The following is a 14,507-nucleotide window of genomic DNA, read 5'->3' on the forward strand; positions in this document are numbered from 1 at the left end:
TCGATTCATTCGACCTCTGGATTGTGCAGGGCCTCGGCGGCGCCCAGCAGTCCGGTCCAGGGCGTGGTAACCACCTGTACCGGGATGGCCCGGGTGTAGGCGCTCATGCGCCCCTTGGCGGTGAACGCCTCGAGGAAGCGGCTCTCAGGCAGCCACTCGAGCAGCCGCGGTAGGATGCCGCCGCACAGGGTGACCCCGCCGCGGGCCCCCAGGGTCAGGGCGGCGTCGCCGCTGACATCGCCGAGGATCTTCAAAAACCGCAGCAGGGTATCACGGGCCACGCCGTCGCCGCCCGCCGCCGCCTGGGTGACCTCGGCCGCGCTGGCATAGCGCGGCGGGGCGCCTTTCAGCGAGCAGTGGGCCAGGTAGAGGTCGAGCAGCCCTTGGCCGCAGAGGATGCGCTCCACTGAGACGCGGCCGTAGCGGTTGCGGAAGTGGCGCAGCAGGTTCTGCTCGCGCTCATCGGTGGGCGCGAAGGTCACGTGGCCGCCCTCGGTAGGTAGCGGGATCCAGGCGTGTCGCCCGGGAAACAGCCCGGCCACGCCCAGGCCAGTGCCGGGGCCGATCACCAGACGGGCGGCGTGGGGAACCGCCTCGCCGCGCTGCACCTCCACTCGGTCGGTACTGGCCACATGGGGCACGCCCAGCGCCTGGGCAGTGAAGTCGTTGATGGCCTTGAAGAGGCTGAGCCCCAGCGTTTGCTGGACCGCCTTCCGGGAGAAGGTCCAGGGGTTGTTGGTCATCTTTACCCGGTCGTCGCGTATCGGGCAGGCGAAGGCCAGGCAGGCCTCGCGGAGGGCGCCCTCGCCGCTCAGCCCGACCCGGCTGAGGTAGTCGCGCACCGCCTCGACCAGGCCCGGGTAGTCGGCACACGGCAGGCTCAGGATGTCACGAGGCGCGAAGGTGTCCGGCGTTACCAGGGCGAAGCGCGCATTGGTCCCGCCGATATCACCGATGAGTGCGGGTCTGGTCATCGTCAATTCATTCCTTCTGGCCGACAGGGGAGGTGTAGATGGCAATCACTCGAAGCTTTTCCGGTGACAGGTCTACGAGGGGGCGCTGTGAACCCCTCCCTGGGCGCTACCGACGCCATCCCTGGCGTAGAACCCCCTCTTCGACCTGTCCCCGGCACTTCGCGCTGTGCAACTGCGGTGCTCCTGTTCTCGAAGTGGCTCAGGCGTCGTCTTCGTGAATCTGGCCCTCCTGGCGCGCCAGGTCGTCGGCCTCGAAGCCGCCGAACACCCCAGCGCCCTGCTCGCCGCGCATGGCCAGGTGGCGAAAGCCACCGAACAGCTCGCGTCCCAGGCCCACGTGGTAGTGGTCCAGATCGCCAATCCGCAGCTCGCGCTCGGCCCACTCATGGGCGTCGATCTTGACCTCCAGGCTGCCGTGGTCGGCGTCCAGGCGCACGATGTCGCCGTCGCGCAGCTTGGCGAGCGCTCCGCCGTCCAGCGCCTCGGGGCTGATGTGGATGGCTGCCGGCACCTTGCCGGAGGCGCCGGACATGCGCCCGTCGGTGACCAGTGCCACCTGGTAGCCGCGGTCCTGCAGCACGCCGAGGTAGGGGGTCAGCTTGTGCAGTTCCGGCATGCCGTTGGCCTTGGGGCCCTGGAAGCGCACCACGGCGATCACGTCTCGGTCCAGCTCGCCGGCCTCGAAGGCGCCCTTGAGCTCGTTCTGGTCCTCGAAGATGCGCACCGGCGCCTCCACCAGGCGGTGCTCGGGCTTGACCGCCGAGACCTTGATCACCCCGCGGCCCAGGTTGCCGTCAAGCACGGTGAGCCCGCCGGTGGGCGCGAAGGGCTCGGCCACGCCGCGCAGCACCTCGGTGTCAAGGCTCTGTTCCGGTCCCTCGCGCCATACCAGCTTGCTCTCCTCCAAGAAGGGCTCTCGGGTGTAGGCGGTGAGATCGGTGCCGAACACCGTGGGGATATCGCCGTGGATCAGGCCGGCCCCCAGCAGTTCACGAAACAGGTAGCTCATGCCGCCGGCAGCCTGGAAGTGGTTGATGTCGGCCTGGCCGTTGGGATAGACCTGCATCAGGCTCGGCGTCACCGCGGAGAGGTCGGTGAAATCTTCCCAGGTGAGGGTCAGCCCGGCAGCGGCGGCCATGGCCACCAGGTGCAGGGTGTGGTTGGTCGAGCCGCCGGAGGCGAGCAGACCGACGACGGCATTGACGATGGCACGCTCGTCGATCTGCTGGTAGAAGGGGCGGTAGTCGCCGCCGGGCTCGGTATTGCGGATCGTCTGCTCGGTGGCGTAGCGGGTCAGCGCCTCGCGCATCTCGGTGCCGGGGTTGACGAAGGAGGTGCCCGGCAGGTGCAGGCCCATCATCTCCATCATCAGCTGGTTGGAGTTGGCGGTGCCGTAGAAAGTGCAGGTGCCGGGGCTATGGTAGGACTGCGATTCCGCTTCCAGCAGGTCTGCGCGGCTCGCCTTGCCCTCGGCGAACAGCTGGCGGATGCGCGCCTTCTCCTTATTGGGCAGGCCACTGGGCATGGGGCCTGCCGGCACGAACATCGCCGGCAGGTGGCCGAAGCGCGCCGCGGCGATGAACAGCCCCGGGACGATCTTGTCGCACACGCCGAGGTAGAGGGCGGCGTCGAACATGTTGTGGGAGAGCCCCACGGCGGTGGCCATGGCGATCACATCGCGGGAGAACAGCGACAGCTCCATGCCCGGCTGGCCCTGGGTCACGCCGTCGCACATCGCCGGCACGCCACCGGCGAACTGGGCGGTGGAGCCCATGGCGCGGGCGGCGGCCTTGATGGTCTCGGGAAAGCTCTCCAACGGCTGGTGGGCCGAGAGCATGTCGTTATAGGCGGAGATGATGCCGAGGTTGGCCGAATTCATCAGCTTCAGCGAATTCTTGTCCGTCTCGCCACAGGCCGCGAAGCCGTGGGCCAGATTGCCGCAGCTGAGCTCGCCGCGATGCACGCCCCGGCGGTGCTGGTCGGCCATGCGGCGCTCGTAGAGGGCGCGACGCTCGGCGGAGCGTTGCCGAATGCGGCGGCTGACGTTGGCAACGGTGGGGTTGAGGGCGGGGGTCGTGCTGGCCATGGGTCACCTCGGAATCGAGTGTCGGTTGTATTGTAAACTTACCAATAAAGCGTCCAGGCATTACGCCATGTTACCCGCGATACGGCAATATTTGTAGTTTTATTACCGATAAGCCGGCTTTCAAGCCTTGCCCCGGCCGTAAGCCTGGTAAGCGCTAGCGCACCAGGCGGATCATGTTAGAGCCCCAGCAGGCGCAGCCACCAGCGACGCCACGGTGGATCAATCAGCCCCACGGCGTTGTGGCGGGCCTGCAGGAAGACGCTACGCGGGTGGCTGAAACGCAGGAAACCGGTCTCGCCATGGTAGGCCCCCATGCCGCTCTCGCCGATGCCGCCAAAAGGCAGGGCGGGCACGACGCCATGCCACAGGGTGTCGTTGAAGACCACGCCGCCCGAGCGGGTCTGCTCCAGCAGTTGCCGGCGACGGGCCGGGTCGTCGGTGAAGGCGTAGAGCGCCAGAGGGCTAGGCCCCGCGGCGACCCGGGCCAGGGCAGCGTCGAAGTCGCGCACGCCGATCACCGGCAGCCAGGGGCCGAAGACCTCCTCCTGCATGATCGCCAGGTTGGCGGTGGGGTCGATCACCAGCGTGGGCGGCAGCTTGGCGCCATGGCTGAACGCCTGTCGTTCGCCGAGCTCGATCACCCGGCAGCCGTGGTCGCGCGCCTCTGCCAACATGCCCTCGAGCCGCTGGCGCGCGCCTTCACCGGGCACCGCCGAGTAGTCATCGCTGGCGGTACCCGCCGGATAGAAGCCCTTGACCACCGCGCGGATCGCCTCGATGAAGGCCGGCAGGCGTGCTGCATCGACCAGCACAGGGTCCGGCGCGATGCAGGTCCGGCCGGCATTGAGCCACTTGCCAAAGGCGATGCGCCGGGCGGCATGCGCCAGGTCGGCGTCCTCGGCGACGATGGCCGGGGCCTTGCCGCCGAGTTCCAGGGTAACCGGGGTCAGGTGCTCCGCCGCGGCGCGGGCCACCTCACGGCCGACCCGCGGGCTGCCGGTGAATAGCAGGTGATCGAAGGGCAGGGCGGCGAAGGCCTGGGCGGTGGCGGTGTCGCCGGTAACCACGCTCAACTCGTCGGTCGCGAAATAGCGCTCCGCCAGCTGTGCCAGCAAGGCACTGGTAGTGGGGGTCTGCTCGCTGGGCTTGAGCATTACCCGGTTGCCCGCGGCCAGCGCATCCACCGCCGGCAGCAGTGCCAGGCCCCAGGGGTAGTTGGCCGGGGCGATGATGCCCACCACCCCCAGCGGCTGGCGGTGGATGCGCGCCCGACCGGGCAGTAGCCGCCAGGGCACCGCGGCACGACGCGACGCCATCCAGCGCTTGAGGTGGCGGCGAGCGTGGCGGATGGCCATCAGCAAGGGGGCGATCTCCGCCAGGCGCGTCTCGGCCTCGGCACGGTGGCCGATATCTTGGTGGATCGCCTGGATGATCTTGTCGCGATGTTGGCGGGTCATGCGCGCCAGGCGGGCGAGGCGGTCGCGGCGGGTCGCCGCCGAGGGGAAGGGCTCGGCGGCGAAGGCGTGGCGCTGCTGGTCCAGATGCGCCTGCAGGGCGCGGGCATCGGTCATGCACATCTCCGTGTGTCGATGAGGATGGAAGCGGGCTCGGGCACTGGGCACAATGTAGGCCTTCTGCCAATGGCTTGTCAGCTGTCGGCGCCCCTTGCCTTGGATAACGCATTTTTTCGGGAGCAGCCATGACCCCGCTCGTTCTGCATGAACTGCCCGCTATTGGGGCGGTGCCGGCCGTGCGCTGGAACGCATTGGTCGGCGACGACCATCCCTTCCTGCGCCACGAGTTCCTGCATGCTCTGGAGGCCAGTGGCGCGGTGAGCCCCGCCACCGGCTGGGTGCCGCGCCATTTGACCCTGTGGCAGGGCGAGGCGCTGGTCGGCATCATGCCGTACTACCACAAGCACCACTCCTACGGGGAGTATGTGTTCGACTGGGGATGGGCCGAGGCCTGGGAACGCGCCGGCGGCGACTACTACCCCAAGGGGCTCTCGGCGATTCCCTTTACCCCCGCTCCGGGGCCGCGCCTGGCCCTGGCGGCGCACCTCGATCCCCTGATGGCCCGTCGGGTGATGGCGCGGGCCTGGGAGGATAGCGCGCTGTCGAGCTGGCACCTGCTGTTTGCCGAACCGGCCGAGGTCGAGGCCTGGCAGACGGCCTGTCCGTCCCTGCTGGCACGCCAGGGAGTGCAGTTCCAGTGGCAGGATCGCGGCTATGGCGACTTCGAGGGCTTCCTGGCTGCCTTGACGGCCAAGCGGCGCAAGGCGATCCGCCGCGAGCGGCGCCTGGTGGCCGAACAGGGGCTGACCCTGCATCGCCTCGAGGGAGAGGCCATCGACGCGGCGGCGATGGCCCACTTCTTTCGCTGCTACGAGATCACCTACCTGGAGCGCGGCCGTCACGGCTACCTCAATCTCGACTTCTTCGAGCGGCTGCGTCGCACCCTGCCCGAATCGCTGTTGCTGATCCAGGCTCGCTTGAACGGGGCCCCGGTGGCCGCCGCGCTCTGCCTGCAGGGCGCGCGCACCCTCTACGGGCGTTACTGGGGCAGCGAGGTACTGGCCGACTGCCTGCACTTCGAGGCCTGCTACTACCAGGGCATCGAGCATTGTCTCGAACGCGGCCTGACCACCTTCGACCCCGGGACCCAGGGCGAGCACAAGCTCTCCCGGGGCTTCGCCCCGCGGCGGCTCACCTCGCTGCACCATATCGCCGACCCGCGCCTGCGCGACGCCGTGGCACGCTTCTGCGCCGAGGAGCGTACTCACGTCGAGGCCTACTGCCGGGCAGCCGAGGCGGCACTGCCCTTCCGGGAGGGCTCCTAAACCCTGCCGATAGGCGGCGAAACTGGCATAATGCCCGCCATCGGTAACCTTGTGACGGACTCCCTGCATGCTCAAGTGGCTGGCCATCGTGCTCATCATCCTGCTCGCGCTGCTGCAGTACCGGCTGTGGCTGGGCGAGGGCGGCATGCGTGAGCTCACCGAGGTGCGCCAACGCGTGGATGCCCTTGAGGAAGAGAACCAGCCGCTGCGCGACCGCAATGCCCGCCTGGCTGCCGAGGTGGTGGACCTCAAGACCGGCCTCGATGCCATCGAGGAGCGGGCTCGCAGCGACATCGGCATGGTGCGCACGGACGAGCAGTTCTTCTGGGTGCCCGGTGTGGCGGTGGACAACACCGACCTCGAAATCAATGCCGGCCTGGTGGGCATGCCGGCTCCCAGGCCGGAGGCCGGCCAGTGAGCGCTAGCCTGTGGCTGGTGGTGCCCGCCGCGGGGCAGGGGCGGCGCGTGGGCGCCGAGCGCCCCAAGCAGTACCTGCCGCTGGCCGGCCGGCCGGTGCTGGCGCGCACTCTGGAACGGCTCCACGAGGCCTTCCCCGAGGCGCGGCTCTGTCTCTGCCTGGACGCCGACGACGCCTGGTTCGACCCCGCCTGGGTGCCCTTCGCCGATTGGCGGCGTTCGCCCGGTGGGGCCGAGCGAGCCGAGTCGGTGGTCAACGCCCTGGACGCCATCGCCGCGGATGCCACGGACGACGACCTGGTGCTGGTTCACGATGTGGCCCGGCCCTGTGTCACCGTGGCTGACCTGACGCGGCTGCTGGCCGCCATCGTCGACGATCCGGTGGGTGGGCTGCTGGCCGCGCCGGTCGCCGACACCATGAAGCGCGACGACGGCGCCGGGCGGGTGCGCGCCACCGAGTCCCGCGAGGGCCTGTGGCATGCCTTCACCCCCCAGGGCTTCCGCCTTGGCCTGTTGCGCCGTGCCCTGGGCGAGGCGCAGGCGCGCGGTGTCGCGGTGACCGACGAGGCCTCGGCGATGGAGGCGGCGGGGTTGTCGCCACGCCTGGTCAGCGGGCGTCGCGACAACCTCAAGATCACCCATCCCGAGGATCTGGCCCTGGCCGAGCGGGTGCTGTCAGCTCAGCAGCGAACCGTCCACACTGACCACGCCGAGGCGTCCCCGGGGGCGCCGCGAGTTTGAAGGGAGCATGAAACGCGCATGATGCGAATCGGCCACGGCTTCGATGTCCACCGCTTCGGCGAGGGCGACCACCTGGTGGTCGGCGGCGTCGCCATTCCCTTCGCGCAGGGCTTCGTCGCCCACTCCGACGGCGACGTGCTGCTGCACGCGGTCTGCGACGCCCTGCTGGGGGCCTGTGCGCTGGGCGATATCGGCCACCACTTCCCCGACACCGACCCGGCCTGGGCCGGCGCCGACAGCCGTTTGCTGCTGCGCCAGGTCGCCCGGCTGGTGGACGGGGCCGGCTACCGGGTCGGCAATCTGGACGCCACGCTGATCGCCCAGGCGCCGAAGATGGCGCCGCATATCGACGCCATGGCCGGGCATATCGCCGCGGACCTGGGCATCACCCAGGGCGCGGTCAACGTCAAGGCCACCACCAGCGAACGGCTCGGCTTCACCGGCCGCGGCGAGGGCATCGCCGCCGAGGCGGTGGCATTGCTGGTACGATGCAACGAAGGGGATGGCCGGTGACTGAGCCTGCACACTCGGCCGTCGAGGATTCCATTGACTGGCCGCCGGCCTGGCCGCGGGTGCTCCAGGGCGAGCTCGGCGCGCCACCGAGTGGCGACTACCGCACCGTCCCCGAGGACTTCCGGGTCGAGGAGCTTCTCGACTTCGCCCCGCAAGGCGAGGGCGAGCACCTGTGGCTGTTCATCGAGAAGCGCGACCAGACCACCGCCATGGTGGCCCGCGAGCTCGCCCGGCTCTGCGCGGTTGCGCCGCGGCAGGTCGGTTATGCGGGCATGAAGGACCGCGTCGCCGTGACCCGCCAATGGCTCTCCGTGCAGCTGCCTGGCCGCGAGGCCCCCGAGGCCCTGGTGACGCGACTCGCCGAGCGCGGCATCCGGGTGCTCGACCAGGCTCGCCATCCGCGCAAGCTCAAGCGCGGCGTGCATCGGGCCAACCGTTTTCGCCTGCGGATCAGCGGGGCGGCGGTGGCCGACCCGGCGCTCGAGGCGCGCTGGCAGCGCCTGTGCCAGGCGGGGGTCGCCAACTACGTCGGCCCTCAGCGCTTCGGCGCGGACGGGCGCAACCTGCAGCGTGCCCGGGCCGTGCTGGCCCGCGGCTGGCGCAAGCGTGACGACCGCGCGGGCATGCTGCTCTCGGCGGCCCGCAGCTGGCTGTTCAACGAGCTGCTGGCCGCGCGCATCCGTGACGGCAGCTGGGCCACGCCGCTGCCCGGCGAGGTGGTGATGCTCGACGGCAGCGCCAGCCAGTTCGGCGTCGCGCCGGACGCCGCCGTCGAGCTCGCCGAGCTGCGCGAGAGGGCGACACGCCTCGATCTGCATCCCGCCGGCATACTCTGGGGCGTTGGCGAGTCGCGCGCCGCCGGCGCGGCCAGGGCCCACGAGACCGCCCTGGCCGTGCGCTACCCGGGGCTTTGCGGCGGGCTCGAGCGCGCCGGTGTGCGCCTGGCCCGCCGGGCGCTGCGGCTACGCCTGGGCGAGCCACGGCTGACGCACGGCGATGGCGAACTCTGGCTGGCCTTCAGCCTGCCGCGGGGGGTCTTCGCCACCGCCGTGCTGCGCGAACTGATCTCTCATCCCTCGCTGGGGACCCCGCCCCCTGACAGGAGTTCATGATGCGTCGATTGCTGCTTTCCAATGACGACGGCGTGCATGCCCCCGGGCTGCGCGCCCTCCACGATGCCCTGCTGCCCCATGCGCGACTGCGTGTGGTCGCGCCGGACCGCGACAAGAGCGGGGCCAGCAACTCCCTTACGTTGAGCCGGCCGCTGGCGCTCACCGCGCTCGACAACGGCTTCTATAGCGTCGACGGTACGCCTGCCGACTGTGTCTACCTGGGGGTCAACGGCGTCTGGGACGAGAAGCCCGACCTGGTGATCTCGGGCATCAACCATGGTGGCAACCTCGGCGACGACGTGCTCTACTCCGGCACGGTGGCCGCGGCCATGGAGGGGCGCAACCTGGGCATGGCAGCCATCGCCATGTCATTGGTGGGCGCGCGTTATTTCGAGACCGCCGGCCGCGTGGCGGCGAGCCTGGTGGGGGCGGCCGAGCAGCTCTCGCTGCCGCCGCGCAGCCTGCTCAACGTCAACGTGCCGGACCTGCCGTGGAGCGAGATACAGGGCTTTCGGGTCACCCGGATGGGCTATCGCGGCCCGGCGGCCCGCCCCCTGGAGGTTCGTGATCCCCGGGGCCGGTTGCGTTACTGGATCGCCGCCGTGGGCGAGAACGCCGACGATGGCCCGGACACCGACTTTGCCGCCATCGAGGCGGGCTACGTTTCCATCACGCCGCTGCAGACCGACCTGACCCGGCATGCCGCGTGCGACGACGTGCAGGACTGGCTGGATGCACTCACCTGAACTGCTGCGCGGTGTCGGCATGACATCGCAGCGTACCCGCGACCGCATGGTCGGCCGCCTGGCTGACCAGGGCATACGCGACCCCCGAGTGCTCGAGGTGATGGCTCGCGAGCCGCGCCACCTCTTCCTCGACGAGGCCCTGGCGCATCGTGCCTATGAGGATACCTCGCTGCCCATCGGCCATGGCCAGACACTCTCCCAGCCGTGGATGGTGGCGCGCATGACCGAGCTGGTGATCCAGGAGGCGCCGTCCCGGGTGCTGGAGGTAGGCACCGGCTCCGGCTACCAGACCCTGGTGCTGTCGCGCCTGGTGGCGGAACTCTGGTCGGTGGAGCGGATCAATGCCCTGCATCGCCGGGCCGGCGACCGCCTGCGCCTGCTCGAGGTTCACAATACCCGCCTGCGCCTCGCCGACGGCGGGCATGGCTGGCCGGAGCAGGCGCCTTTTGATGTCATCCTGCTCACCGCCTGCGCCAGCGAGCTGCCTGCGCCGCTGCTCGCCCAGCTTGGCGAGAGGGGCGTGTTGATCGCGCCGCTGGCCGAGGCGGATGGCGAGCAGTGGCTGACCCGCGTGCGCCGCAGCGGCGAGGGCTTGGAGCCACAGCGGCTGGAGAGGGTGCGCTTCGTGCCGTTGCTGGAAGGTGTCATTCGTTGAGCGGTATCCCTGCCTGGCTACCAGGCGCTATTTCGTTGCAAGGAGTCCGCTGTTGAAACGTCATCTGGGTATCTTCCTCAGGGGCGCCGGTATGGGCGCCGCCGATGCCGTGCCCGGCGTGTCCGGCGGCACCATCGCCTTCGTCACCGGCATCTACGAGGAGTTGATCCACAGCATCAAGCAGTTCGGACCCAGCGCCTACCTGGCCTGGCGCCGTGGCGGCCTGCCGCTGCTGATGGCCCATCTCAACCTGGCCTTCGTGCTGCCGCTGCTGGCCGGCATCGCCGTTAGCCTGTTCAGCGTGGCTCACCTCGTAGTCTGGCTGATGGCGGATTTCCCGTTGCTGCTCGACGGCTTCTTCTTCGGTCTGGTAGCCGCCTCGGCGGTGGTGGTCAGCCGCCACCCGGCCACTTGGCGATGGTGGCACCTGCTGCCGCTGGTTGCCGGGCTGCTGCTCGCCCATGGCCTGCCGTCGCTAATGCCGCTGGTCGCCCAGCTCGGCAACCCTGCGCTAGTACTGGTGGTGGGCGGGGCCATCGCCATCAGTGCGCTGCTGCTGCCCGGCGTGTCGGGCAGCTTCCTGCTGCTTAGCATGGGGCTGTATGGCACGGTGATGCAGGGCGTGCGCAGCCTCGACCTGGGCCTGATCGGGCTGTTCGGGGTGGGCTGCCTGATTGGCCTGTTCGGCTTCTCGCGGCTGCTCTCCTGGCTGCTGCGCCACCACCATACCGCCACCCTGCAACTGCTGGTCGGCTTTATCATCGGCTCGCTGCCGGTACTCTGGCCGTGGCGCGAGCTGGTACGCTATCAGCTGGGACCCGATGGCCAGAAGATTCCCCTCGACTATCGATACCTGACCCCGGGCGATTTTGCCGACCTCACCGGCGACCCTGCCCGGCTGCCGGCGGTGGTGGCCCTGATGCTGGCCGGTGCCGCCCTGGTGCTGCTGATCAGCCGGGCCAATCGGCCCGCGACATCCGCTTGCCGACAAGGTGCTGACAAGGAGAAAGGCTCCGATGTATAAGCTATTTTTGATCTCCGGCCTGGCCCTGGCGCTGGCCGGCTGTGCCGCCCAGCAAGGGCAGCGCGAGCCGGTCCAGGTTCGCGACCTGTCGGCCAGCCGGGCGGACGCAACACCCGCCGAATACACCGTGAAAGCCGGGGATACGCTGTACGGCATCGCCTGGCGCCATGGTATGGACTACCGCGATCTGGCGCGCCTCAACCGCATCGGCCCGCCCTACCTCATCGAGCCCGGTCAACGGCTGATACTGGGTGGTGAGGGACGCGCCGCCGGCGAGCAGGGCGCCGATGACGCCTCCACCGGCCGCAAGGTGGCGACGATGGGGCGCGATGACGCCCCCGCCAGCGACGAGAAACTCGACTGGCTGCTTCCCGACGAGAGCGCCATCGAGCGCAACCGTCGCCTTTCCGCCGAGCGTCAGGCGGCGCAAGACGCCGTCCAGTCGTCCAGCCCGGGCGCGCAGGAGGGGGCCGAAGGCGCCTCGCCGAAGGGGCCGGGGCCGGTCTACAACTACAACAGCCCCGGAGCGGACGGCACCCTGAGCGAGCGCGACCTGGCCGAGCGGCGGGAGCGGGCGTCGCGCGAAGCGCAGCGGCAGGCCGCCGCCGAGTCGCCCGATACCCCCAAAGCGGCAAGCAAGAACGCGACGCACCAGGTCGCTAGCACCCCGTCGCCGAGCACCGTTGCGGCCGATGCCGGAACCTCGGTTGCCGGCGAGGCGAGCGCCGAGCAGCGCGCCGGGCGGCGTTACACACCGGTGGAGGAGGTGGCCTGGCAGTGGCCTGCGTCCGGTGAGGTAGTGGGGCGTTTTGGCGAAGGGGGAAGCATCACCGCCGGCATTGATATCGCCGGGAAAAAGGGGCAACCTGTCAAGGCAGCCGGGCCGGGAATCGTGGTCTATGCAGGCAGCGGCGTCAGGGGCTACGGCAAGCTGATCCTGCTCAAGCACAACGACCAGTTCCTGAGTGCTTATGCCCACAACGACAGCCTGAAGGTCAAGGAGAACGACGTCGTCGAAGCCGGTGAGGTCATCGCCACCATGGGTGACAGCGATGCCGAGGACGTCAGGCTGCATTTCGAGGTGCGCAAGGATGGACAGCCTCAGGATCCTCTCAAGTTCCTGCCTTCCCGCTGACCCCCCCCAGGGGTGGACAGTATCACCGGCAGGAAACACGGGCTGTAACCTAATAATAATGTTGTGCGTCGAACGTCCGACCCATGGACTCACGACGCTGGGTCGCCACCATGGGGTAGCAATCGAGGGGAGGCAATCGATGAGCATGCTTGAACAGGACCTTCAGGATGTGAATCTGGCGTCCGTCGACGAGGCGGACGAGGACGCGGTCGAGACGCCGGATGAGCGAGAGGACATTGATGACGAAGAGGCCGTGATCAACGATGAGGAAGCCTTCGAGAAGGCTCTGAATCGCGAGGATCGCCATCGTCGCCAGAGCCTCGATGCCACGCAGATCTACCTCAACGAGATCGGCTTCTCGCCATTGCTGACGCCGCAAGAAGAGGTCTACTACGGTCGCCTGGCGCGCCAGGGCGACCCGGTTGGCCGCTCGCGGATGATCGAATCCAACCTGCGTCTGGTAGTAAAGATCGCCCGGCGCTATCTCAACCGTGGCCTGACCCTGCTCGACCTGATCGAGGAGGGCAACCTGGGTCTGATCCGCGCGGTCGAGAAGTTCGACCCCGAGCGCGGCTTTCGCTTCTCCACCTACGCCACCTGGTGGATTCGCCAGACCATCGAGCGGGCGTTGATGAACCAGACCCGCACCATCCGTCTGCCGATCCATGTGGTCAAGGAACTCAACATCTACTTGCGGGCGGCCCGTGAGTTGACCCAGAAGCTCGACCACGAGGCCACGGCCGAGGAGGTCGCCGACTACCTCGACAAGCCAGTGGAGACCGTCAAGAAGATGATGGGCCTCAACGAGCGGGTCTCATCGGTCGACTACCCGATGGGCAGCGAGAACGACAAGCCGCTGATTGAGACCCTGGCCGACGACAATGACCAGGGCCCGGAGTCGACCCTGGTGGATGGCGATGTGCGCCAGCATGTCGACGAATGGCTGGCCGAACTCACCGAAAAGCAGATGGAGGTAGTGGTGCGCCGCTTCGGGCTGCGCGGCCATGAGGCCGCGACCCTTGAGCACGTTGGCGAGGAGATCGGCCTGACGCGCGAGCGGGTTCGTCAGATCCAGGTAGAAGCCCTGAAGAAGCTGCGCCGCATGCTCGATAAGCAGGGCCTCTCGCTGGATGCCATCTTCGAATGAGGAACCCGCCGGCATGGCGCGACCGCTGATTGCCGACATCGACCTTGACGCCCTGCGTCACAACTATCGCCTGGCCCGTGACCAGGCCCCCCATAGCCGCGCCGTCGCCGTGATCAAGGCCGATGCCTATGGGCATGGCGCCGTGGCCTGTGCCCAGGCGCTCGAAGCCCTGGCGCCGGCCTTTGCCGTGGCCTGCCTCGAGGAAGCCCAGGCCCTGCGCGAGGCCAGCATCACGACGCCCATCGTGCTGCTCGAGGGCATCTTCGCGACCGCCGAGCTCGAGCATGTCGAGACGCTAGACCTGTGGCTGGTAATCCATAGCGACTGGCAGCTCGAGGCACTGCTGGCCTATTGCCCCGCGCACCCCATTCCGGTATGGCTCAAGGTCGACTCGGGCATGCACCGCCTGGGCTTCCCGCCGGCGCAGGTCGAGGCGATGTGGGCGCGTCTCGCCGCGGCGCCCGAGCGCGCCTGCGACCTGCACCTGATGAGCCACTTCGCCAGCGCCGACGCCCTGCAATCCGCCGACTTCCGGCGCCAGCTCGAGCTGCTCGACGACCTGGCGATACGGCTCGCGGCGCCCACCTGCTTCGCCAACTCGCCCGCCACCCTGGCCTGGCCCGAGGCGCATGGCGCCTGGAACCGTCCGGGGGTGATGCTTTACGGCAGCGACCCGCTGGAGGCCTCCAACGAGGCCAGCCGTCGCCTGACGCCGGTGATGACCCTGCGCTCGGCGATCATCGCCGTGCGCGAGCTCGCCGCGGGGGAGGCGGTGGGCTACGGCGGGCGCTGGAGGGCACCGCGTCCCTCGCGGATCGGCGTGGTCGCCTGCGGCTACGGCGACGGCTACGACCGGCATGCCGTCGACGGCACGCCGGTACTGGTCGACGGACAACGCACGGCCATCGCCGGCAAGGTCTCCATGGACATGCTGACGGTGGATCTCACCGACCTTCCCGAGGCCGACATCGGCAGCGAGGTGGTGCTCTGGGGGCGAGCCACCAACGGCCAGATTCTGTCGGTGGACGAGGTGGCCCACCATTGCGATACCCTCAGCTATACCCTGCTCAGCGGCGTACTGCCAAGGGTGCCCAGGCGCTATCATGGCGCGCACTGAT

14 protein-coding genes are annotated in these 14,507 nt (G+C 69.0%); 11 read left to right on the forward strand and 3 right to left on the reverse strand.

The features are described 5' to 3' along the window. Positions 1–5 precede the first annotated feature (5 nt). The 3 genes from glk to DFO68_RS06000 all read right to left on the reverse strand — a co-directional run bounded on the left by glk (position 6) and on the right by DFO68_RS06000 (position 4,631). Positions 6–974 carry a glucokinase gene (gene glk / locus DFO68_RS05990; RefSeq protein WP_133482757.1) on the reverse strand — a complete coding sequence of 323 codons (969 nt, stop codon included), beginning with the start codon at positions 972–974 and terminating at the stop codon, positions 6–8. Between the two features lie 199 nt (positions 975–1,173). After that, complete coding sequence (gene edd, locus DFO68_RS05995; RefSeq protein WP_133482758.1) at positions 1,174–3,060, reverse strand: phosphogluconate dehydratase; 1,887 nt, start codon at positions 3,058–3,060, stop codon at positions 1,174–1,176. A 176-nt stretch (positions 3,061–3,236) separates the two neighbouring features. Beyond that, a complete protein-coding gene (locus tag DFO68_RS06000; protein ID WP_133482759.1) occupies positions 3,237–4,631 on the reverse strand; it encodes a coniferyl aldehyde dehydrogenase in 1,395 nt (464 codons plus the stop codon). Positions 4,632–4,759: 128 nt separating this feature from the next. Between DFO68_RS06000 and DFO68_RS06005 the strand changes: the two genes are divergently transcribed. From DFO68_RS06005 to alr, 11 genes are all read left to right on the forward strand, one after another. Further along, complete coding sequence (locus DFO68_RS06005) at positions 4,760–5,899, forward strand: GNAT family N-acetyltransferase (RefSeq protein ID WP_133482760.1); 1,140 nt, start codon at positions 4,760–4,762, stop codon at positions 5,897–5,899. A 67-nt stretch (positions 5,900–5,966) separates the two neighbouring features. After that, positions 5,967–6,317, forward strand: coding sequence for a cell division protein FtsB (ftsB, locus tag DFO68_RS06010; protein WP_133482761.1), 351 nt, complete (start codon positions 5,967–5,969; stop codon positions 6,315–6,317). After that, a complete protein-coding gene (gene ispD, locus DFO68_RS06015) occupies positions 6,314–7,057 on the forward strand; it encodes a 2-C-methyl-D-erythritol 4-phosphate cytidylyltransferase (protein ID WP_133482762.1) in 744 nt (247 codons plus the stop codon). Before ftsB ends, ispD begins: the two co-directional genes overlap by 4 nt. Positions 7,058–7,078: 21 nt before the next feature. Then, positions 7,079–7,570, forward strand: coding sequence for a 2-C-methyl-D-erythritol 2,4-cyclodiphosphate synthase (gene ispF, locus DFO68_RS06020; protein WP_133482818.1), 492 nt, complete (start codon positions 7,079–7,081; stop codon positions 7,568–7,570). Then, on the forward strand, positions 7,567–8,682 hold the full coding sequence (gene truD, locus DFO68_RS06025; protein ID WP_373190635.1) for a tRNA pseudouridine(13) synthase TruD: 1,116 nt from the start codon (positions 7,567–7,569) through the stop codon (positions 8,680–8,682). Before ispF ends, truD begins: the two co-directional genes overlap by 4 nt. Then, positions 8,682–9,428, forward strand: a complete 747-nt coding sequence (gene surE, locus DFO68_RS06030; RefSeq protein ID WP_133482764.1) for a 5'/3'-nucleotidase SurE — start codon at positions 8,682–8,684, stop codon at positions 9,426–9,428. The genes truD and surE overlap by 1 nt, the downstream gene beginning before the upstream one ends. Further along, positions 9,415–10,083 carry a protein-L-isoaspartate(D-aspartate) O-methyltransferase gene (locus tag DFO68_RS06035; protein WP_133482765.1) on the forward strand — a complete coding sequence of 223 codons (669 nt, stop codon included), beginning with the start codon at positions 9,415–9,417 and terminating at the stop codon, positions 10,081–10,083. Before surE ends, DFO68_RS06035 begins: the two co-directional genes overlap by 14 nt. A gap of 49 nt (positions 10,084–10,132) precedes the next feature. Next, the gene (locus DFO68_RS06040; RefSeq protein WP_133482819.1) at positions 10,133–11,107 is read left to right on the forward strand and encodes a DUF368 domain-containing protein; all 975 of its coding nucleotides are present in this window, start codon (positions 10,133–10,135) and stop codon (positions 11,105–11,107) included. Beyond that, positions 11,100–12,242, forward strand: a complete 1,143-nt coding sequence (locus tag DFO68_RS06045) for a peptidoglycan DD-metalloendopeptidase family protein (protein ID WP_133482766.1) — start codon at positions 11,100–11,102, stop codon at positions 12,240–12,242. Before DFO68_RS06040 ends, DFO68_RS06045 begins: the two co-directional genes overlap by 8 nt. Before the next feature lie 139 nt (positions 12,243–12,381). After that, positions 12,382–13,389 (forward strand): RNA polymerase sigma factor RpoS, encoded by a 1,008-nt coding sequence (gene rpoS / locus DFO68_RS06050; RefSeq protein WP_133482767.1) that lies wholly within the window; start codon positions 12,382–12,384, stop codon positions 13,387–13,389. Between the two features lie 13 nt (positions 13,390–13,402). After that, positions 13,403–14,506, forward strand: coding sequence for an alanine racemase (alr, locus tag DFO68_RS06055; RefSeq protein ID WP_133482768.1), 1,104 nt, complete (start codon positions 13,403–13,405; stop codon positions 14,504–14,506). Position 14,507 lies beyond the last annotated feature (1 nt).

It is taken from the genome of Halomonas ventosae, from assembly GCF_004361885.1.
Taxonomy (GTDB): Bacteria; Pseudomonadota; Gammaproteobacteria; order Pseudomonadales; family Halomonadaceae; genus Halomonas; species Halomonas ventosae_C.